Origin of the sequence: Caballeronia sp. GACF4 (genome assembly GCF_023631025.1) — a bacterium.
GTDB lineage: Bacteria > Pseudomonadota > Gammaproteobacteria > Burkholderiales > Burkholderiaceae > Caballeronia.
The window spans coordinates 33,920-54,146 of record NZ_JALQDW010000003.1 but is presented as its reverse complement, the minus strand read 5'-3'; the positions used below and the strand labels follow the sequence as shown (position 1 = coordinate 54,146).

Genomic DNA, 20,227 nt, shown 5'->3' with positions numbered 1-20,227 from the left:
TATTAGGGGGCGGAGCTCTGGGGGATATTCCTAATGGATTTGCGCTGCCTGGCACAGGGCGCGGGGGAAGACTTAGAAAACAACAAAATTCAAGAACTGGTTTATTGGGCGGGCAACGCCCGCCGCCGCGCTTGCCGCGATCGTGTCGGGCGCTATCGCCTGCGTGGGTCTCAGCGGCTGCAATTCCCTCTATAGCGAAGGCGCGACGGCTGGCGCCGGTATCGCCGGTGCGGCTATCGCGGGCAAGGTGACGAGCAACGCGGCGGTCGCCACGGGTATCGGTCTTGGCGCGGTGGCGGCGGCGCGCGCGGGCGTGCAGTACTCGCAGCGCATCGTGCATACGGACACGCAGGACAAGATCGCGTCGGTCGCCGGCCCGCTCGACGTCGGCTCGGTGGCGCCGTGGATCTCGGTGCATTCGGTGCCTATCGAAGACGACGAGAAAGGCCGCGTGACAGTGAGCCGCCAGATCAGCAGCGGTACGCTCGACTGCAAGGAAATCGTCTTCTCCGTCGATCGCGACGCGACCAAGGACCGTCCCGCCGACAGCGCGTTCTACGTGGCATCCGTGTGCCGCGACGGCGACAAGTGGAAGTGGGCATCGGCCGAGCCGGCGACGCCGCGTTGGGGCTCGCTGCAATGACGGAGCGCGTGGCGGTATCCATGACGCTGCGCCTTGGCTGCATCGCGGCTTTCGCGGCGGCGTGCGTCGCGATGAGCGGCTGCGCGTCGATTGGCGCGGCAAGCGGTGCGCTCGCGGGCGTGGCGACGGGCGCGGTGACGACCAATCCGGCTATCGGCCTGGGCGTCGGCATTGCGGTGCAGGCCGCGACCGACGAAGTCGTGAAGCGCGTGACGAAGTCTCTGCATCAGGATCAACAGGTTGCCATTGCGGTGACGGCGGGCATGTCGGACATCGGCGAGACGCGACCCTGGAAGGTCAAGCACACCTTGCCGGTGGAAAATGGCCACGGCCAGGTGCGAGTGCTGCGCGAGGTCAAGAGCGCGCTTGCGAGCTGCAAGGAATTCGCGTTCTCCGTGGCGGATGGCGACGATCCGAGTTCGCATGAAGACTGGTTCATCGCGACGGCGTGTCAGCAAACCGAGGGATGGAAGTGGGCTTCGGCGGAACCGGCGGTCGAGCGGTGGGGAAATCTACAGTAGGCGGGAGACAGCCGAACCGCTTTTTTGCTTAGAGGCTTCGAACAAGAAGCGCGGCGAGTCCGCGCTTTTTTGTTGGCTTCCATTCTGGCGATGGCTTGATGTTGGCGGGCCAGTGCAGTGCGAGCCTGCCGCGCCGTTCGTTGACCGTTGCCGTGCGCCTGCTACTTTCGAAAACGGCGTGACGAGTACTCGCTTCTCCTTGCCTCGACCTTCAGCGTTCTCACTTGCCTCCAGCACGACGTCATGATCAAAGCCCCAAAGAAAAACGCGGCGTCCTGACCGGTCACCGCGCCTTTCCCGCAAAAACCACCGCCTCAAGCCTCCACGTCTTCCAGACTCAGCATCTCCGTTTGATCGTTGTAAGAGAAGATCTCGCCATAACGACCCCAGTCGATGACCGCATCCAGCGTTTCCTGCGCGGCCTTGTCGGAGAGGAAGTCTTCCAGTTCCTGCTCGAAGCGCACGCGCGGCGCGCGATGCCCCGGCCGCTCGTTCAACACCTTCTTGATCCGCGCCGCCAGCGGCACGTGCCGCAGCAGATGCTCGGCGAACATCATCTTGCGTTCCTGCGTGCCGAATTCGGCGAACACGCGCGCCTGCGGCGTCAGGAAAATATCGCCTTCGCGCACGTCGGCGAAACCGAGATGCTGCAGCACTTCGGCTACCGGAAAGAGTTCATCGACCTCCAGATGCAGCGTGCGCGCGATTTCCGGCATGTCCGCGCGACCGTGATACGGCTCCGCCGCGAGCGTTTCGATGAGACCCGCCATCAGATTGGTCGACACCGACGGCAGCCAGCTTCCGAGCTCGAGTCCCTTCTTCTTCGATTCATCCAGTTGCCGCGCGGTCATCTTCGCGTAAATGTCGTCGACGAGACGCCGGAACGCCGGGTCCAGACGATTGCGCGGATGCTTGAACGGCACCTTGATCTCGGCCATTACGCGGCCCGGATTCGACGACAGCACCAGAATGCGGTCGCACATGAACACCGCTTCCTCGATGTTGTGCGTGACGATCAGCACCGACTTGATCGGCATGCGCCCTTGCGTCCACAAGTCGAGCAAGTCGGTACGCAAGTTCTCGGCGGTCAGCACGTCGAGCGCGGAAAATGGCTCGTCCATGAGCAGCAAAGTCGGATCGACGACGAGCGCGCGCGCAAAACCCACGCGCTGCCGCATGCCGCCCGACAATTCGCGCGGATAAGCATTCTCGAAACCGTCCAGCCCGATCAGGTCGATGGCCGCCAACGCCCGTTCGCGCCGCTCGCGCGCCGCCACGCCCTGCGCTTCCAGACCCGCTTCCACGTTTTGCATGACGGTCAGCCACGGGAACAGCGCGAACGTCTGGAACACCATCGCGACGCCCTTCGCCGGTCCGCGCAAGGGCTCGTTCAAATAAGTGACGTCGCCGGCAGTCGGCTCGATCAGTCCGGCGATGATGCGCAACAGCGTCGATTTACCCGAGCCCGAACGTCCGAGCAGACCGACGATCTCGCCTTCGCGCAGCGAGAGGTTGGCGTCGTCGAGCACGAGCAGTTCGCCCTGGGTCTTGTTGAATCCGCGGCTCACGTTCTGCACGCGCAGGATTTCCGCGCCCAGGCGCGGCGGCGTGCCGGGCACGCTGGGCGCCGGCGTGCCCGTCGTGCGCGATGCGCCCGGCGTGTTGGGGTTTTGCGTGTTCTTGGTGTTCTGCATCGGAACTCGTCCTCAATCCAGTCGAAGTCTTGCTTCGGCGTAGGCGTACAGCGGGCGCCACAACAATCGGTTGAACAGCGTGACGAAAAGCGACATCACGGCAATGCCCAGGATGATCTTCGGATAGTCGCCATCCGCAGTGGTCTGCGCGATATACGCGCCGAGCCCGTGCGCGACGACGCTCGTCTTGCCCCACGACACCGCCTCCGCGACGATGCTCGCGTTCCACGCGCCGCCCGATGCCGTGATCGCGCCGGTGATGTAGTACGGGAAGATGCCCGGCAGCATGGCCTTTTTCCACCATTGCCAACCGCGAATCTGGAAGTTGGCCGCGGCCTCGCGGTAATCGTTCGGATACGCCGATGCCCCGGCAATCACGTTGAAGAGGATATACCACTGCGTTCCGAGCACGATCAACGGCGAAAGCCAGATATCCGGGTTCAGATGCCAGCGCACGATGGCGACGACGAACACCGGAAACAGCAGGTTCGCCGGAAACGCCGCGAGAAACTGCGCGACGGGCTGCATCTTCTCGGCGAGCGCGGGGCGCAACCCGATCAGCACGCCGACCGGCACCCACACCACCGACGCAATGCCGATCAGCACGACCACGCGAATCAGCGTGATGAAGCCGAGCACGAACACGTGACCGACATCGCTCCAGCCGACGCCCGTCGACACGAACGAGACCACCTTCCACGTGACGAACGCCGTGACGAGCAGCACCGCCGCGCCCCAGGCGATATCGCCGGTGCGCGTGGACGGCACGGTGGCGCGCAACGGCAGCTTCACGCCTTGCAGCGACGGCAGACGAATCGGGAAGCGCGCGGCCTTCGCGAACAGCCATCCGGCCGGCACCAGCAACCGGTGGATCAGCCGCGTGCGGCGAATCAGATCGAGCAGCCACGATTCCGGCGCGTTGCCCGAGCTCGTGTTCTCCATGCGGAATTTGTCTGCCCACGCGACAAGCGGACGGAACATCAGTTGATCGTAGGCAAGGATAACGACGGTCATCGCCAGAATCACCCAACCGATCGCGGAGAGATTGCGCTCGCCGATCGCCGCGGCCAGATACGCGCCGATACCCGGCAGCACGATGCTCCGATTGCCCACCGTGATGGCCTCGGAGGCGACGACGAAGAACCAGCCGCCCGACATCGACATCATCATGTTCCAGATGAGGCCGGGCATGGAGAACGGCACTTCGAGCTTCCAGAAGCGCTGCCAGTTGGTGAGGTGAAAGCCGCGCGAGACTTCATCCAGATCGCGCGGCACCGTGCGCAGCGACTGGTAGAAGCTGAAGGTCATGTTCCACGCCTGGCTCGTGAAGATGGCGAAAATCGCGGCACACTCCGCGCCGATCACGCGCCCGGGAAAAAGCGCGAGAAAGAACGTGACGGTAAACGAGATGTAGCCGAGCACCGGCACCGATTGCAGGATGTCGAGCACCGGCACCAGCACGACCGACGCGCGCCGGCTCTTCGCCGCGAGCGTGCCATAAACCAGCGTGAAGATGAGCGAGGCGACCATGGCGAGCAGCATGCGCAAGGTCGTGCGCAGCGCGTATTCGGGGAGATTGCCGGGGTCGAGCGAGATCGCCTGCGTCTGCAGGGTGGAAATAGGCGCGAGCGTCTCGTGGAAACCGACAGCGGCAAGCGCGATGATGCAGATGATCATCGGGAACGCGACGAAGTCCCAGCGATTGGGCAAGATCCGCCATACCGACGCGTTCGCCGTGCGGTTCAGATTGAAACCAAATTCCATGCAACGCCCTCCCCGTAAGGCTTTGTTCCAACCGCGCAAGGCGCGGGATAGTGCTCATGACGGCAAGCCGTCGCGCGGGCAAGACGCCTTCGTGATCGATGACTGCCTGATCGTCGACTCTCGTGGAATCCGTCGCGCTACCCGCATGCTCAACGTATCTGCCCGTCCAAAAGCTGACAGACGACACAGAAAACCAGCAAATGGATAACGTCAGGCAGCCGTCACTCTTTAACCAGTGCGTACCGGCTGTGCGGAACCGAGCGACACTACACCAAGTTTCGTGACAGTCACAATCTTTCGGCGCTCAGGCACGTCATTCGTGTGATGTTTCTATTTGCTCTTCGGCGCCACGGAGGCAAAATAAAGGCTTGGCCGCCGTCGCATCCGCATTTTGAATGGTCTGGCTTTCTTTTGACTTAACCTCTGCCCCAAGCCGACGAGCAGGCCGACCAAAACCACGCCGGGAGTGCGTTTGAGCAGCGACGAAGGCAACACATAACGCAAGAACCGAACCGCCCGTGCTTACCCTGTGTTGGGTAGACGCCGTCTGTGGAGACAAGGCGCTTGCTGGGCGGCGAAAAACATCGTCCAATCGTGGCTATCACTAACAATAATGAGCGCCGATGCAATGCACTACGCCGCCCCGAAGCCGAACGCCCGTCTGCCCGGCTGTTCTCGCTTGAATCCGCGCGCGGCGTAAGCCAGCGTAGCCGAGAACGCGATGAACAAGACCCTCCTGCACCGACTGATCGCGCTCCTCGGACTCGCGCTGCTCGGCCTTGCGTGCTGGATCGCGGCCGGCTTGCTGTCGGACCGAATGGTACAGCAGGAAATGACGGGCACGGTGCGCACCGAACGACAAATGGCGGCATCCATCGTCGACAACATGGCGCAGGTCATCGCAAGCGATCTCGCGATGTCGCGCGCCATTCCCGCCACGCTCGCACAGGTCGAGCTCATGCAGCATGCGCTCGCGCAATCGCGGGATTATGCCTCGAACCCCGCGGGCTCGGAAAGCGAACGGCGCGCCGAATGGACCGCGCGCCCCAATCTCGCGAAGGTCAACCGCTTCCTCCACGACGCGCAGGGCTTCTCCGGCCTCGATTCCATCTGGCTCATCAACGATCAGGGCTACTGCATTGCATCGAGCAATTCGGCGGACGACAACAGTTTCATCGGCTACAAGATGAGCGCGCGCGGCTATGTCGCGCGGGCGCTGCTCGGCGGCTTCGTCGAGATGTACGGCGTCGGGCGGCTTTCGGGCGATCCGGGCATCTACATCGCCGCGCCGATCTACGACGACGGCATCCTCGTGGGCGCGGTGATCGCCAAGGTGAGCATCGACCGGTTGCGGCATTGGGTGTCGCGGGCCGGCACCTTCGTCACCGATGAAAACGGCGTCGTGGTGATGGCGCACGACGGCGCGCTCGAGTATCAGGCCATGCCCGATGCGCCCGTCGCCCAAATGACGCCGCGCGAGCGGCTCGAACATTACCGGCGCGAGGACTTTCCGCCGTTGCGCGTCGCGCATGTCGGCGATCAGATGCGCGCGGCCGAGCACTGGCTCGCGCCGACGCTCGCGGAAACCTTTTATGCGACCAACGGCAGCAGCGTGCCCGCGCTTTACGACGAGCGCACCGGGCTGAATTCGGGGCTGTCGGCGCACATCGTCCATCCGCTCACGAGCTGGCCTGAGATCAGCCGCAACCACAGCCGCGACCGCGTGCTGGTGTTCCTGACGATGCTCGGCGTCGTGACACTCGCTATCGTGATCGCCGTCTCGTATTCACGCGAGCGCCGTCTGCATCGCGCGACGCGCGATCTCGCCGAGCAGTTGCAATCGGCCAATACGCTCTTGTCGGCCGAAGCGCGCCACGACGCGCTCACCGGCGCCCTCTCGCGCCGCTACTTTCTCGACACGCTGCGCCACGAAGTGGAACTCGCGCGCTCGGTCGGCACGCCGTTGTCGCTCGCCATCGCGGACCTCGACCACTTCAAGCAGATCAACGACCGTTACGGACACGCGTCCGGCGACCGCGCGCTCGAACACTTCGCCGAAGTGTGCCGCGCGCAGTTGCGTCCGAGCGATGCAGTCGGCCGGCTCGGCGGCGAGGAATTCGGCATCCTGCTGCCGCAGACCGCGCTGGCGGACGCGCAGGCCGTGCTGGAGCGGCTGCGCAAGCGCTTTCATCACGAGCATTGCGCGCATCTTCCCGACGAGGCGGTGTTGTCGGTAAGCATCGGGATTACCGAACTCGCTGCCGACGATGCGCTCGAATGGATTCTCTCTCGCGCCGATCTCGCGCTCTACGAGGCGAAATCGCGTGGTCGCGACCGCAGCGAAGTGCGCCCGGCCGATGCCCCGCCGCCCGCGCGCTATCCCGAGAACTCGCTGATGGGCAAGTAAGCGCGGCATGGCTTGGGAAGGCATCTCGTCGCGCTCGACGGCGGGCAGGTATCATCGACGTTCGATATCGAATGACGCCGCCGTCACGGGAGAAATGCATGAAGGGAAATCTGGTCATCGTGTGCCGCGATCAGGACGCTGAAACGTTCGACCAATTGCTGGCCGAGTACGGCTCGTTCCAGACGCGCCTTTCTTCGACCACGTGGTTTCTGAAGATCGCGCTTGCGCCGGAAGTCATTCAGGAGGAAATTCTCGCTCGGCTTGGCAAGTACACCACGCATTACATCTTCGAGGCTTCGACGGTGACTTACAACACCGTGGATAGTGAAGCGGCCTCGGCGCTGGAAACGTTGTTTGATTGACGTGGGGCATGGATTAATGCCGCCTGGCCTTGAAACGTTGTTCCATTGACGCGGGTTTAGTAAAGACGCCTCCGGACTTTGATTCGGAGGCGATTTTGCTTTCTCGATGCAGGTTCAACGCTTCGGACGTTGAGCATCGTCTGGCCTACTTCGAGCTACACACGAACACGGCCCGACACTGAAACATCGTTCCATAGACATTGGCGCAAAACAAAACGCCTCCGTTTCGATGCGGAGGCGTTTTGTTTTCAGCGCGACGAAAGCCGACGTGCGCGGTTCAAAGAGAAGCACGCTCCTCATGCTGCGCTCCCACGCGCCTTTCGCTCGTCGGCTGCGTGGCGACATCGAACGGGAAGGTCATGACCACCTGCAACCCGCCCGCAGGCTGATTGCCGACCTCGCATTCCCCACCCGCGCGCCGTGCGAGCCGTTCGACGATAGCCAGTCCAAGGCCGCTATGTCCGCTGCCGCCGCGCGCCGGATCGAGCCGCACGAACGGCCGGCTCGCCTTGATGAGATCGTCCGGCGCGATGCCCTTGCCGTGATCCGAGACGGTTAGCACCCAGCCCTTTGCCGCGCGCCGGGTCGCAATGACGATGGGCGCCGCGCCGTAGGCATGCGCGTTATCGAGGAGATTCGACAAGAGCCGGTCGAGCGTTGCCGCGGGCAGCACGAAATTCGGCCCGGCTTCCAGGTCGAGCCGAACCGCTTCCGCGGTCGGCGACACCGCGCGATACGTCCGCGCGATCTTCTCGCACTGCTGATCGACCGAAACGGGCTCGCTGCCATCTGGCCGGTCGTGCGCGAACACCAGGAACTGATCGACGATATGCGCCATGGAATCGACATCGCGCACTACGCCATCACGCACCTTGGCGTCGTCCATCATCTCGGCGCGTAGACGCAAACGCGCGAGCGGTGTCTTCAGATCGTGCGCGACGCCTGCGAGCATCACCGCGCGATCGTTCTCGGTTTGCGAGACTTCACGCACCATCTGATTAAAGCCGTGCGTCAGTTGCCGCAGCTCACGCGGGCCGCGTTCGGGAACGGGCGGCGTCGGCTGACCGCGACCGAAACGCCCGACCGCTTGCGCCAGCGAGCGCAACGGATATTGCAACTGCCATGCGCCGAAGAGCGCGGCGAGCACGGCGGTCGAGAAAATAAGCGCGAGCCACAGCAGCATGCGGTCGCGCGAGCGCGGCGGCCGCAACGGCTGCACCGGCACGACGATCCAGCCGGCGTCCTTCGCGCCATGCACCCACACGCTGGGCGGCGCGCCGGGTTCGTTCAGGCGAACATCGGTGCCATCCGGCAGACGGTCTTTCAGGTCTTCGATGAAATGAGCGAGCGGCGGCGGCGTGTCTTCGTCGGGCGTTCGGGGCACTTCCGGGCTGTTGAGCGGAAAGATGCGCACGCGCGGCGGCAAGGGTTGATCGGGTGTGTTGGCCATGTGCTGACGCACGGCATCGACGAGAAATGCGGTTTCCTCGACGGCAAAACGCGTCTGCACGTTGTCGCGCTCGAAGCGGATGATGGCGAACCAAGCGACATGCGACAGCACCAGCATGCCGATGACGATGACGACCAGCCGCCCGAACAGCGTGTCAATTGCCCGGCGCATTTTGCTCGCCGTCCGGCACGAACACGTAGCCGCGCCCGCGCACCGTCTGAATGAAACGCGGCGCGGATGGATCGCTTTCCAGAATGCGCCGCAGACGCCACACCTGCACGTCGATACCACGGTCGGTGCCGTCGTATTCCGGCCCGTGCAGCAGTTCGAGCAGACGCTCGCGCGTCAGTGTGCGCATAGGGTTGTTGACGAAAATCTTCAGAAGCGCGAATTCGCTGCCGGACAAGGTGATCGGCCTGTCGTCCTGTTGCAGCGTGCGCGACTGGAAGTCGAGCCTGAAGCGCCCGAACGAATACGGCTCGCGCTGTTCCGGCGCGGCCGATGGAATGGTGCGGCGGCGGCGCAGCACGGCTTGCACGCGGGCAAGCAATTCGCGCGGATTGAACGGCTTGCCGAGGTAATCGTCCGCGCCGAGTTCGAGACCGACGATGCGGTCCACGTCGTCCGCGCGCGCGGTCAGCATGATGACGGGGATGTCGTCGCCCGATGCGCGCAGCTTTCTGAGCGCGGTCAGGCCGTCGACGCCCGGCATCATCAAGTCGAGCACGATCAGATCGGGGCGCTCGCGCTCCAGCCGGCGTTCCAGCGAACCGGCGTCGTGCAGCACCGAAACCTCGATGCCCTGCCGGACCAGATAGTCGCGCAGAAGGTCGCGCAGTTCGGCGTCGTCGTCGACGACAAGTATTTGCGTAGTCATGGGCTGAAGTTTAGCGCGTGAGACGTAACCGTTTGCCCGCAAGGATGCCGTAAAGGGTTACGGGGTGTTACCGCGAAAGCATCGCGTAAACCTGCGTAATAAGCAGCGACCGTGTCGTAACACGCCACGCGGCGCAAGCCTCTACGCTGTGTCTCACCGACAAGCGCAAAAGCCTGGACGACCTTCTCGGAAATACCGTCGCAAGCGGCTTCGACGTTTCGGCATCGACAATCAATCAGGGAGTCTCACAATGGGCAAGCAATATCGCATTCTTACTGCCGCCGCCACTGCAATTGCACTGACATTCGGCGCCACGGCTTATGCCGCCACCAGCGACGCGCCTCCCGCGCCGCCGCCCGGCGGTCCCGCCATGATGGGTGGCCCCGGTGGTCCTGGTGGCCCTGGCGGTCATCGCATGGAAGAGCGCATGAAGAAGCAGATGGAGCAGCTTCATAGTCAGCTCAAGCTCAACGCAGATCAGGAAAAGCTCTGGCAGACCGCGCAGGACACCATGAAGCAGAACCGTCAGGCGATGCGCGAGAGCCACCGTCAGATGCACGAGCAGATGAAGTCGCTGGAGCAGCAGCCGATTCTCGACCTGAACGCCATGAACGCGGCGCATCAGAAGATCGAGCAGCAGAACCAGCAGTTGCGCGAAGGCACCACGACCGCATGGCTCAACTTCTATAACTCGCTCAACGATCAGCAGAAGACCACTGTGAGCACGGCGCTCAAGAAGCACTTTGCGAAGATGCGCGAGCACGAGCACAAGATGCACGAACGCTGGGGCAAGCGCGATGGTCAGCACGGCGGCCCGGGCGCCGGCGCGCCGGCTGGCGCTTCGGGTACGACGAAGCCCTGAGTTTCGTGGAGCGATGCCCGCCGTCGTGATACGGACGGCGGGCGCTTATGTTCAAGCTCTGCGTTCGCGCGAGCTGGCAGCATCATGCTGCTCTTAGCTTGAGACGCGGTGTTGCACGTTGAAAAAAAACCGCGAGGCGCTTTGGGCGCTTCGCGGCTTTGCGTTGCATGGATCTTCTGCTCTACGGCTCTCCGGCACTCAACGTCCGCGCGAAGCATCTGCAGCGCCCGATCACCCTTCTTCGACCTCACGCCAGATCGAACAACAGCACTTCCGCGCCTTCACCGCCTTCGACCGTGACTTTCGACACATCCTCGATCTTCGCGGCATCGCCTGCTTTCAGCGCTTCGCCGTTCACCAAAACCGCGCCGCGCGCCACGTGCACGTACACGCGCCGGCCAGCGGGAACATCGAAGTCCACGCGCTCGGCGCCGTCGAAAAGGCCCGCGAAGATGCGCGCATCAGCGCCGATTTTTACGGAGCCTTCATCGCCTTGCGGCGAGGCGATCACACGCAGACGGCCGCGCTTTTCCTCATCGCCGAAACGCTTTTCTTCGTAGCCCGGTGCGTTGCCTTGTGCATCCGGAATGATCCAGATTTGCAGAAAGTGGGCCGTCTCGCTGGGCGAACCGTTGTACTCGCTATGCCGCACGCCCGTTCCCGCACTCATGCGTTGCACGTCGCCCGGGCGGATGGTCGAACCGTTGCCCATGCTGTCGCGGTGCGCCAGCGCGCCTTCCAGCACGTAGCTCACGATCTCCATATCCCGATGCCCGTGCGTCCCGAAACCCTGTCCGCCCGCGACGCGATCTTCGTTGATCACGCGCAACGCGCCGAAGTGGACGTGCTCCGGATCGTGGTAGTCGGCAAAGGAGAAGCTGTGGTACGAGTCGAGCCAGCCGTGGTTGGCGTGACCGCGTTCACTGCTGCGGCGAATCTCGAACATGATGTGTGCTCCCGTTGAATACGTTGAAATGCGATGGACAGAATGTAAGGGTGTCCACCCCGTCAAACAACGGGCACGCGGGCACTACACCGTCTCGCGCATGAGGGTAATCGGATGCCTCCGCTTCTCACCCGCGCATCTTCCGGCTTCGGGTAAAATACCGCGCTTTTCAGGCGGCCCTGTGGCCAGAGCCGGTCGGGAAAGCCCGTGAAGGCGCGTCTTTCGGCGTCCGCCAACGGCGACCGCCAATTTTGGCCACCTAGAATACGCGCACCAAAGGCGTCATCTCCCGGAGCCCGAACCCCGCGCGCGGCGCGCGTCACGTTCGCAGTTTCCGGCACGTCGGGCACCTTTACAAGGAACCACCATGTTGCAAGGCTACGGTCCGCTGATCCTCGCGGGCACCTGGCAGACCGTCAAGCTGGCGGTGTTGTCGCTCGCGTTCGCCTTCGTGATCGGGCTGATCGGCGCGGCGGCGAAGCTGTCGAAGAATCGAATCGCCTCGGGCGTCGGCACCGTCTACACGACCTTGATTCGCGGCGTGCCCGATCTCGTGCTCATGCTGCTGCTCTTCTACAGCATCCAGATCTGGCTGAATCTGCTGACGGATGCCCTCGGTTGGGATCAAATCGATATCGATCCATTCCTGGCCGGCATTCTCGTGCTCGGGTTCATCTACGGCGCGTATTTCACGGAGACGTTTCGCGGCGCGTTTCTCTCGGTGCCGCGCGGCCAGCTCGAAGCGGGTGCGGCTTACGGTATGACGCCCTGGCAGACGTTCACGCGCATCATGTTTCCGCAGATGATGCGCTTCGCCCTGCCCGGCATCGGCAATAACTGGCAGGTGATGGTCAAGGCGACTGCGCTCGTGTCGATCATCGGTCTCGCGGATGTCGTCAAGGCCTCGCAGGACGCCGGCAAGGGCACGATGCGTTTCTTCTTCTTCACGCTGCTCGCCGGCGCGATCTACTTGGCCATCACCACGATCTCCAATTTCGTGCTGATCTGGCTCGAACGGCGCTATTCCATCGGCGTGCGCAAGGCTGACCTCTGATAGAGCCTGTCGGTTAAAAAAGAACGGCGGAATCCATGATCCAAATCATCCAGGAATACTGGAAGAACTACCTCTTCACAGACGGCTACCGCATCACCGGTCTCGCGATCACGATGTGGCTGCTGGTCATCTCCATCGGCCTCGGCTTTTGTCTTTCGATACCGCTGTCGGTTGCGCGCGTCTCGAAGAACAAATTGCTCTCGCGTTCGGTGTGGCTGTATACGTACGTGTTTCGCGGCACGCCGCTCTATGTGCAGTTGCTGCTCTGCTACACGGGCCTATACAGCCTGCAGGTCGTGCGCGATCACATGCTGCTCGCCGACTTTTTCAAGAGCGGCATGAACTGCACGCTGCTCGCCTTCACGCTCAATACCTGCGCGTACACCACGGAAATTTTCGCCGGCGCGATCAAGGCGACGCCCTACGGTGAGATCGAGGCCGCGCGCGCGTATGGCATGTCGTCGTTCACGCTGTATCGGCGAGTGATCTTGCCTTCGGCGCTGCGCCGCGCGCTGCCGTACTACAGCAACGAGGTGATCCTCATGCTGCACGCGACCACCGTCGCGTTCACGGCGACCGTGCCGGACATTCTCAAGATTGCCCGCGATGTGAACTCGGCGACGTATCAGTCGTTCGAGGCGTTCGGCATTGCGGCCCTGCTCTATCTCGTCATTTCGTTCGCGCTCGTGTGGCTCTTTCGCCGCGCCGAGTATCGCTGGCTCGCGTACCTGCGGCCTCAAGGCAAATAAGTGGGCTGTTGAGCCGCAAGGACCCGTTCATGAATTCCAAGATGCACAAGCTTTTCGTCGACGACATCCACAAGCAGTACGGCAGCAATGAAGTGCTCAAAGGCGTTTCCCTCAAGGCGAATGCGGGCGATGTCATCAGCATCATCGGCTCGTCGGGTTCCGGCAAAAGCACGATGCTGCGCTGTATCAACTTCCTTGAACAGCCTAATCAGGGGCGCATTTTCGTCGATGGCGCCGAGCTGCGCACGCTGAAGGACAAGCACGGCGCGCTGAAGGTAGCCGACCAGAATCAGTTGCGCGAAATGCGCTCCAAGCTTTCGATGGTGTTTCAGCACTTCAACCTGTGGTCGCACATGAACGTGCTCGAGAACGTCATGGAAGCGCCGGTGCACGTGCTCGGGCTCACGAAGAAGGAAGCGGAGGATCGCGCGCGGACTTATCTGGAGAAGGTCGGCCTCGCGCCGCGCGTGGAGAAGCAGTATCCGTCGCATTTGTCGGGCGGCCAGCAGCAGCGTGTGGCGATTGCGCGGGCGCTTGCCATGCATCCCGATGTCATGCTCTTCGACGAACCCACTTCCGCGCTCGATCCGGAACTCGTAGGCGAAGTGTTGAAGGTGATGCAGACGCTTGCCGAGGAAGGCCGCACGATGGTCGTCGTAACGCACGAAATGGCTTTCGCGCGCAATGTGTCGAATCACGTGGTGTTTCTGCATCAAGGGCGCATCGAGGAGGAAGGCCAGCCGGATATCGTGTTCGGCAGCCCGAAGAGCGAGCGGCTCAAGCAGTTTCTATCTGGCAGTCTCAAGTAAGTCCTTTCCCCTTCCCTTTCTTTCTAAAAGCGCCCGCGAGGCGCTTTTTTTTCGCCCTCGCCAAGCGGGTCATGCCTTATCGGTAAGCTTTTCTCGCACTAGCGCTGCCGTCCACGTCCGTCAATAGGCGTGAAACCCGACTCCAGACGCGCTCCACAACTGAAGCCTTATGCCACAAGGCTTTGCGGGCGATTTCCCAAGCTATGGGTAGTACACCTACCACATTGGCATTGCGTTTTTGACACAATCCTTTGCAGATCGTCAATTTTCTTTGGCGCTCATGACGTATTTTGATAGATTGCTACTCAAAGTAACAAAACGAACCGCAAAAAAAGTAGTTTTACTTCAAAAGATAAGAAAACGGAGGCAGACGCCCATCGACGGATCGGCGTCGGCATCGCGCACACGAAGCGCGACTCGCCCACGAGGATCATCGCCCTTGCGTGTCCTTCCTCCAAAAACGATTTCCGGTTGGATGCGCTCGCATCGAACCACACGGCAGCACTTGGGTTCCATTTATTGACAGGGTTGGAGGAGATGATGAAGAAAGCTTTGCTCGCGGCAGCAGCACTGCTGACGTTCAGCGCGGTGGCTCAGGCTCAAAGCAGCGTGACGCTGTATGGTCGCCTGGACGCAGGGCTTGAATATATGAACGGCGTGCCGACAGGCACAGGTCCCGGAGGCCAGGCCACCGGTTCCACCCACCGTTTCCGCGCGGAAAGCGGCGACTGGGGCACGAGCTTGTGGGGTATGAAGGGCGTCGAAGATCTGGGTGGCGGCTATCGCGCCGTGTTCCAGTTGGAAGGCAGCTTCAACACCATGACGGGTCAGGGCCCGGGCAACAACGGCATCTTCAATCGCTGGGCAACCGTCGGTGTCGCCAACAACCAGTTCGGTACGCTCTTGCTGGGCCGCGAACTGTTCATCGCGAACGGCGTGTGGGACTTCGATCCGTTCGGCCAGTCGAACTGGTCGTCGGCATCGCTGGTGCGTGGTCGTAACTGGCCGCAATCGAGCAACAACATTTCGTACCAATCGCCGAAGTTCGCGGGCTTTGACTTCTACGGTCAGTACGCGCTGTCGAACGCGACGAACTTCAACGGTAACGGCACGACGCCGCAAGGCCGCGAAGGTGGTGCTTACATCACCTACACGACGCCTCTGTTCCAGATTCGCGGTATGTACGATGAAATCCGCAACCCGGGCAACGGTCTGCTGGGCGGCGCGTACAACGCGGTCAACGGCGGCGCGGCAAACGCGGATCAGAGCAACGGCAACGGCGTCTACGCTTACTCGCGCGAGTACACGGCGATGTTCAACGTGTTCCTCGGTCAGTTCAAGATCCAGGGCGCTTACCAGGCTATCCGCTCGTCCGGCATGACGGGACAGTTGCCCGGCCAGCCGACCACGCTCGACCACGAATGGGGTGGTGTGACGTGGCAAGCCACGCCGGCCGCAGCCCTTATCGCGGCGGTGTATCACGTGAACGGCAACAACGGCGCCGGCAACGCGAACATCTACACGATCGGCGGCTCGTACAACCTGTCCAAGCGCACCTTGCTGGACATCCAGGTGGCAACGGCGCAAAACAGCAAGGCCGCGAATTACGGTCTGAATGCCAACAACTACGGCACGGGAACGGCAACGGACAATCCGCTGCCGGGACACAGCCAGACTGGCGTGTATGCAGGCATCCAGCACTCGTTCTAAGCAACGAGGCTGAACAAAGAAAAAAGCTTCATCGAGTTTTCACGCTGCTGCGAGAGGCGCGTATCGGTGCGGTGCCCGAAAGGGTATCGCACCGTTTTTTATTGGGGCGATGAATGCGCTCGCCTTCGCGACATTAAGTATCAGATTGACAAACAAAACGACAAAAAGCTGGATTCGAAAAAAGTAGTTCTCCTTCAAAATTCAAACATCTGACGATTGATCTTCATGCAACAGGTGAGGATCGGTTGCTCGGTTCTGTAGTTTGAATTCAAAAAGGAGTGTTGGGGGATGATGAAGAAGTCTTTGATCGCGGCTGCCGCCTTGTTGTCATTCAGCGCCGTGAGTTTCGCGCAGAGCAGTGTCACGCTGTTTGGCCGTCTGGACGCGGGCCTCGAATATATGAACGGCGTGCAAAACGCCGCCGGAACGGGATCGGCCAATCGCTTCAGGGCCGAAAGCGGCGACTGGGGCACGAGCCTGTGGGGTATGAAGGGCGCAGAGGATCTCGGCGGCGGCAATCGCGCCGTGTTCCATCTGGAAGGCAGCTTCAACACCATGAACGGGTCGGGTTCGACCGCCGGCATCTTTAATCGCTGGGCGACTGTCGGCGTCGAGAACGATCGATACGGCACCTTCCTGCTCGGCCGCGAACTGTTCATCTCGAACAGCGTGTGGGACTTCGATCCGTTCGGCCAGTCGAACTGGTCGTCGGCATCGTTGGTGCGCAGTCGCAACTGGCCGCAATCGAGCAACAACGTTTCGTATCAGTCGCCGAAGATCGCGGGTTTCGACTTTTACGGCCAGTACGCGCTGTCGAACGCCACTAGCTGGAACGGCAACGGTTCGACGAAGCAGGGACGTGAGGCCGGTGCCGCGATCACCTATACGGCCCCGCTCTTCCAGATTCGCGGTCTGTACGATGAAATCCGCAATCCGGCTAACGGCACGCTTGGCGGAAGTTACGCGGACAGCAACGGCGTCTACTCCTACTCGCGCGAGTACACGGCGATGGTCAACGTGTTCCTCGGCCAGTTCAAGATTCAGGGCGCGTATCAGGCAATCCGTTCGTCGGGCATGACGGGCCAGTTGCCCGGTCAGCCGACCACGCTCGATCACGAATGGGGCGGTGTGACGTGGCAAGCCACGCCAGCCGCGGCGTTGATCGGGGCGGTGTATCACGTGAACGGCAACAACGGTGCGGGCAATGCGACCATGTATTCGCTGGGCGGCTCGTATAGCTTGTCCAAACGCACGTTGCTCGATCTGCAAGTGGCCACCGTGCGCAACAGTAAAACAGCGAACTACGGATTGAATGCCAACGACTTCGGGTCGTCGCCTGGAACGGACAACCCGCTGCCCGGGCGCAGTCAAACTGGCGTGTATGCGGGAATTCAGCACTCGTTTTGAGTGAAAAGCTGAGATGCGGTGCCGTAAAAAAGCATCGCATCGTCCTGGAGAGGCGAGCTAGCCTTACATCGTCTTGTATGTGACACCGCGTTGCGAGCGCTTCGGCTAGCCTCGCGACGCTTTTGAAAATGGAGTTCGCAGCGTCAAGCCGACAAAGCCGCATACGAAAAAGCGCCTCCATGAAAAACACCCCAAAGGCTGGATCGATGTCCAACTTTTGGGGTGCAGTTCATTCTTCGGCGCCTTTTTTCAATCGAACAAGACGCACCCTACTCCCGCGCCGCGCCCGATGCCCCGTGGCTCAACCAATCCAGCACGGCCGCCGCATCGTCCTCACTCGATTCACGCGCCTTCGCCACCGTCTCGCTCAGTGTCGCGCCCGGTTGCGGCGCGGCACGGCGAATAGCCACGCCGACAGCGAGAATATCGATGATCACCAGGTGCAGAATGCGCGAGATCATCGAGAGTTGCGACTCGCGTATCTCGATGTGATCCGTCTCCAGCGCCACCGTCGCGCGCTTGGCGAGCGGCGTGTTGCTCGACGTGATCGCAATGACCGTCGCGCCTTGCTGCATCGCCACTTCCAGCACGCGCAGCAGTTCGGGCGCGCGGCCCGATTTCGACACCGCCACGATCACATCGCCCTTGCCGAGCAATGCAGCCGACGCCGCCTGCATGTACAGATCGCCATAAGCGATAGTCGGGATGCCGAAACGGAAAAACTTGTAGTGCGCGTCCTGCGCGACGATATTCGAATTGCCGAGCCCGTAGAACTCGATACGCCGCGCGCCGTTCAGAATCTCGATTGCGCGCTCCACGTTCTCGAAGTTCAGATGCTCGCGCAGCTGCAAAATGGCCGACACGGTGTTGTCGAGCACCTTCGCGCCGAAATCGGTGGCGGTGTCGCCGAGATGCACCTGGCTGTGGCTCATCGGAATGGTGCCAGTCAGCCCGGTCGCAAGCTTGAGCTTGAAATCCGACAGCCCCTGGCAGCCGAGCGAGCGGCAAAAACGAATCACCGTGGGCTGGCTCACGTCCGCCTTGCGCGCGATATCGATGATCGGATCGCTGATGATCGAACGCGGATGGTTCAGCGCGAGATCCGCCACGCGCCGCTCGGCCGGCGTGAGCGCGTCGCGCATCTGGCGGATGCGCTCGAACACCGCCGACGAACCGCTATTCGCACGATTCGACAACTGCTCGGACAAAATAGCCGAGACGCCGAGAAACGCCGGATATTCCGCCGTGATGATGTAAGTCGGAATGCTCGACAGATACTGCGAGAAACGTCCTTTCGACTCGAAGCGCGCGCGAAACGGCGACTTGTGAAAGAGTTCGCCGAGTTTGAGCACCACGCCGCCGCCAATATAGATGCCGCCGAGCGCGCCCAACGTCACCGCGATATTGCCCGAGAACGTGCCGAGAATGCTGCAAAAGCAGTTGACCGCTTCGAGCGCGAGCGCTTCGCCGGCATGCGCGCGATTCGTGACTTCGGCGCTCGTGAAATCCTCGGCGACATCTATCTCATCGCGCTCCGCGAACGCGCGGTAAATAAGCTCCAGCCCCGGCCCCGCCGACACGCGCTCGAACGAGACATGCGCAAACTTGCGGCGCGCATAGCGCATGACGAGATCTTCGTTCTCGTCGAACGGAGAAAACGTGGCGTGACCGCCTTCGCTGCCGAGCGCGATCCAGCGGTCATCGGCGGGAATGAGGCCCGACACGCCCAAGCCCGTGCCCGGCCCGAGCAGACCGATCACGCTGTTTTGCCGGCGCGAACCGCCGCCGACCTGTTCGCGCTGCGCATCGGTGAGACCGGGCAGCGCCATGGCCAGCGCGGTGAAGTCGTTCACGACGAGCAAGGTATCGAAACCGAGCGCGCGGCGCGTCGCTTCGATCGAAAAGCTCCAGTCGTGATTGGTCATCTTCACGTGATCGCCGTCGACCGGATTGGCGATCGCAATCGCCGCGTGATTCACGCGTGCGACCTTCGTGTCCTTCAGATACTGCTGCATCACTTCCGCGATGCCCGGGTAATCCGCGCCCGGATACACGCGAATCTGCCCGATCTCGCCGGGGCCCGTCTCCAGCGCGAAGCGCGCGTTGGTGCCACCGATGTCGGCGAGCAATCTCGGTCCGTCGGCGTGCTGGTTCGCGGCGGGCGCGGCCTTGCTATGCACACCAGTAGACATCGAGCTTCACTCCTTCTGCGTTGGCCAGGGTCGAGATGGCGTTCTTTTGCGGCGCGGCAAGCGCCGCGTTCAAGACGTCGAGTTTTTTCTGGCCGGAGATGAACAGATACAACTGCTTCACCTGCTTGAGCGCGGACATCGACAGGCTCACGCGCGCGTGCGGCGCCTTGCCCGGATGCACCGCGACGAAGCGGTCCTGCGTCGAAATGGCGAAGTCCCATTCGGGCGCGTCGGCGAAGATGGATGCCGTGTGGCCGTCCTCGCCCATGCCGAGCACGACGACATCGGGCAGATGGCGGCGCGGGTCGGCGTTGAGTTCGGCGACATGCGCTTCGAGCGGCTTCGAGACATCCACGAGCGGCAGAAAATGCGCCGCCGCGGCCGCGTTCTGCAGCACCGTTTCGTGCGCGAAGCGCGAATTGCTGTCGGGATCGGTGTCGGGCACCCAGCGGTCGTCGACGAGCGTCACGTCGATATGCGCCCAGTCGAGCGGCTCGTGCGAAAGCGCCGCGAGAAACGGGCGCGGGCTCGAACCGCCGGAAACGGCGAGCGTTGCGTGAGGGGTTTGCGTGGCCGCGGTTGCCGCGAGCGTTGCCTTCAGCGCGTCGCTGACGGCGTTCGCCAGCGCGTCCGAATGGGCGCGCGGATCGTCGAAAGTGCGAAGCTCGATCACTGCTCCTCCTGCTTGTCTGGTTTGTCGACCGCTCTTTTTCGATGCCCCGAGCGGTTGCTTATAGCTTGCTTATGTTGTTTCGCGCTGCCGCCAGGCGACCGCGCGAC

17 protein-coding genes are annotated in these 20,227 nt (G+C 62.1%); 10 read left to right on the top strand and 7 right to left on the bottom strand.

Annotated features, from left to right (window positions below):
• The first annotated feature begins 139 nt into the window (after positions 1–139).
• Together NCR40_RS03880 and NCR40_RS03875 are read left to right on the top strand one after the other, a co-directional pair.
• Complete coding sequence (locus tag NCR40_RS03880; RefSeq protein WP_250508770.1) at positions 140–643, top strand: hypothetical protein; 504 nt, start codon at positions 140–142, stop codon at positions 641–643.
• On the top strand, positions 640–1,164 hold the full coding sequence (locus NCR40_RS03875) for a hypothetical protein (protein ID WP_244827446.1): 525 nt from the start codon (positions 640–642) through the stop codon (positions 1,162–1,164). Before NCR40_RS03880 ends, NCR40_RS03875 begins: the two co-directional genes overlap by 4 nt.
• 314 nt (positions 1,165–1,478) lie before the next feature.
• Here NCR40_RS03875 and NCR40_RS03870 read toward each other — a convergent pair whose 3' ends face one another.
• Positions 1,479–2,858, bottom strand: a complete 1,380-nt coding sequence (locus NCR40_RS03870) for an ABC transporter ATP-binding protein (protein ID WP_244827445.1) — start codon at positions 2,856–2,858, stop codon at positions 1,479–1,481.
• Positions 2,859–2,870: 12 nt separating this feature from the next.
• Positions 2,871–4,622 (bottom strand): ABC transporter permease, encoded by a 1,752-nt coding sequence (locus tag NCR40_RS03865; RefSeq protein ID WP_244827444.1) that lies wholly within the window; start codon positions 4,620–4,622, stop codon positions 2,871–2,873.
• A 721-nt stretch (positions 4,623–5,343) separates the two neighbouring features.
• Between NCR40_RS03865 and NCR40_RS03860 the strand changes: the two genes are divergently transcribed.
• Together NCR40_RS03860 and NCR40_RS03855 are read left to right on the top strand one after the other, a co-directional pair.
• On the top strand, positions 5,344–7,029 hold the full coding sequence (locus NCR40_RS03860) for a sensor domain-containing diguanylate cyclase (RefSeq protein ID WP_250508768.1): 1,686 nt from the start codon (positions 5,344–5,346) through the stop codon (positions 7,027–7,029).
• 98 nt (positions 7,030–7,127) lie between these two features.
• Positions 7,128–7,391: a double-stranded DNA-specific endonuclease gene (locus tag NCR40_RS03855; RefSeq protein WP_244827442.1), complete on the top strand. Its 264-nt coding sequence runs from the start codon at positions 7,128–7,130 to the stop codon at positions 7,389–7,391.
• Between the two features lie 277 nt (positions 7,392–7,668).
• Here NCR40_RS03855 and NCR40_RS03850 read toward each other — a convergent pair whose 3' ends face one another.
• On the bottom strand, positions 7,669–9,012 hold the full coding sequence (locus tag NCR40_RS03850; protein WP_250508767.1) for an ATP-binding protein: 1,344 nt from the start codon (positions 9,010–9,012) through the stop codon (positions 7,669–7,671).
• Positions 8,996–9,718, bottom strand: coding sequence for a response regulator (locus NCR40_RS03845; protein WP_244827440.1), 723 nt, complete (start codon positions 9,716–9,718; stop codon positions 8,996–8,998). Before NCR40_RS03845 ends, NCR40_RS03850 begins: the two co-directional genes overlap by 17 nt.
• A 250-nt stretch (positions 9,719–9,968) precedes the next feature.
• On the opposite strand from NCR40_RS03845, the gene NCR40_RS03840 reads away from it, so the two are divergent.
• Positions 9,969–10,580, top strand: coding sequence for a Spy/CpxP family protein refolding chaperone (locus NCR40_RS03840; RefSeq protein WP_244827439.1), 612 nt, complete (start codon positions 9,969–9,971; stop codon positions 10,578–10,580).
• Positions 10,581–10,827: 247 nt separating this feature from the next.
• On the opposite strand, the gene NCR40_RS03835 is transcribed toward NCR40_RS03840, so the two are convergent.
• Positions 10,828–11,526, bottom strand: a complete 699-nt coding sequence (locus NCR40_RS03835) for a pirin family protein (RefSeq protein WP_250508766.1) — start codon at positions 11,524–11,526, stop codon at positions 10,828–10,830.
• Positions 11,527–11,893: 367 nt separating this feature from the next.
• On the opposite strand from NCR40_RS03835, the gene NCR40_RS03830 reads away from it, so the two are divergent.
• The 5 genes from NCR40_RS03830 to NCR40_RS03810 all read left to right on the top strand — a co-directional run bounded on the left by NCR40_RS03830 (position 11,894) and on the right by NCR40_RS03810 (position 17,255).
• Positions 11,894–12,580, top strand: a complete 687-nt coding sequence (locus NCR40_RS03830; RefSeq protein ID WP_244827437.1) for an ABC transporter permease — start codon at positions 11,894–11,896, stop codon at positions 12,578–12,580.
• Positions 12,581–12,615: 35 nt separating this feature from the next.
• Positions 12,616–13,329: an ABC transporter permease gene (locus tag NCR40_RS03825; RefSeq protein WP_244827436.1), complete on the top strand. Its 714-nt coding sequence runs from the start codon at positions 12,616–12,618 to the stop codon at positions 13,327–13,329.
• Between the two features lie 29 nt (positions 13,330–13,358).
• A complete protein-coding gene (locus NCR40_RS03820; RefSeq protein ID WP_284503036.1) occupies positions 13,359–14,138 on the top strand; it encodes an ABC transporter ATP-binding protein in 780 nt (259 codons plus the stop codon).
• A 540-nt stretch (positions 14,139–14,678) separates the two neighbouring features.
• A complete protein-coding gene (locus NCR40_RS03815) occupies positions 14,679–15,848 on the top strand; it encodes a porin (protein ID WP_244827992.1) in 1,170 nt (389 codons plus the stop codon).
• Between the two features lie 291 nt (positions 15,849–16,139).
• Positions 16,140–17,255 (top strand): porin, encoded by a 1,116-nt coding sequence (locus NCR40_RS03810; protein WP_250508769.1) that lies wholly within the window; start codon positions 16,140–16,142, stop codon positions 17,253–17,255.
• A 269-nt stretch (positions 17,256–17,524) separates the two neighbouring features.
• Here NCR40_RS03810 and NCR40_RS03805 read toward each other — a convergent pair whose 3' ends face one another.
• Together NCR40_RS03805 and pgl are read right to left on the bottom strand one after the other, a co-directional pair.
• The gene (locus tag NCR40_RS03805; protein ID WP_250508765.1) at positions 17,525–19,447 is read right to left on the bottom strand and encodes a bifunctional transcriptional regulator/glucokinase; all 1,923 of its coding nucleotides are present in this window, start codon (positions 19,445–19,447) and stop codon (positions 17,525–17,527) included.
• Complete coding sequence (gene pgl / locus NCR40_RS03800; protein ID WP_250508764.1) at positions 19,428–20,120, bottom strand: 6-phosphogluconolactonase; 693 nt, start codon at positions 20,118–20,120, stop codon at positions 19,428–19,430. Before pgl ends, NCR40_RS03805 begins: the two co-directional genes overlap by 20 nt.
• Positions 20,121–20,227 lie beyond the last annotated feature (107 nt).

What these genes read in the sequence shown, in the direction of transcription:
- NCR40_RS03875 (WP_244827446.1), top strand. Translation starts at nt 640, where the DNA reads ATGACGGAGCGCGTGGCGGTATCCATGACGCTGCGCCTTGGCTGCATC.
- NCR40_RS03870 (WP_244827445.1), bottom strand. Translation starts at nt 2,858, where the DNA reads ATGCAGAACACCAAGAACACGCAAAACCCCAACACGCCGGGCGCATCG.
- NCR40_RS03865 (WP_244827444.1), bottom strand. Translation starts at nt 4,622, where the DNA reads ATGGAATTTGGTTTCAATCTGAACCGCACGGCGAACGCGTCGGTATGG.
- NCR40_RS03860 (WP_250508768.1), top strand. Translation starts at nt 5,344, where the DNA reads ATGAACAAGACCCTCCTGCACCGACTGATCGCGCTCCTCGGACTCGCG.
- NCR40_RS03855 (WP_244827442.1), top strand. Translation starts at nt 7,128, where the DNA reads ATGAAGGGAAATCTGGTCATCGTGTGCCGCGATCAGGACGCTGAAACG.
- NCR40_RS03850 (WP_250508767.1), bottom strand. Translation starts at nt 9,012, where the DNA reads ATGCGCCGGGCAATTGACACGCTGTTCGGGCGGCTGGTCGTCATCGTC.
- NCR40_RS03845 (WP_244827440.1), bottom strand. Translation starts at nt 9,718, where the DNA reads ATGACTACGCAAATACTTGTCGTCGACGACGACGCCGAACTGCGCGAC.
- NCR40_RS03840 (WP_244827439.1), top strand. Translation starts at nt 9,969, where the DNA reads ATGGGCAAGCAATATCGCATTCTTACTGCCGCCGCCACTGCAATTGCA.
- NCR40_RS03835 (WP_250508766.1), bottom strand. Translation starts at nt 11,526, where the DNA reads ATGTTCGAGATTCGCCGCAGCAGTGAACGCGGTCACGCCAACCACGGC.
- NCR40_RS03830 (WP_244827437.1), top strand. Translation starts at nt 11,894, where the DNA reads ATGTTGCAAGGCTACGGTCCGCTGATCCTCGCGGGCACCTGGCAGACC.
- NCR40_RS03825 (WP_244827436.1), top strand. Translation starts at nt 12,616, where the DNA reads ATGATCCAAATCATCCAGGAATACTGGAAGAACTACCTCTTCACAGAC.
- NCR40_RS03820 (WP_284503036.1), top strand. Translation starts at nt 13,359, where the DNA reads ATGAATTCCAAGATGCACAAGCTTTTCGTCGACGACATCCACAAGCAG.
- NCR40_RS03815 (WP_244827992.1), top strand. Translation starts at nt 14,679, where the DNA reads ATGAAGAAAGCTTTGCTCGCGGCAGCAGCACTGCTGACGTTCAGCGCG.
- NCR40_RS03810 (WP_250508769.1), top strand. Translation starts at nt 16,140, where the DNA reads ATGAAGAAGTCTTTGATCGCGGCTGCCGCCTTGTTGTCATTCAGCGCC.
- NCR40_RS03805 (WP_250508765.1), bottom strand. Translation starts at nt 19,447, where the DNA reads ATGTCTACTGGTGTGCATAGCAAGGCCGCGCCCGCCGCGAACCAGCAC.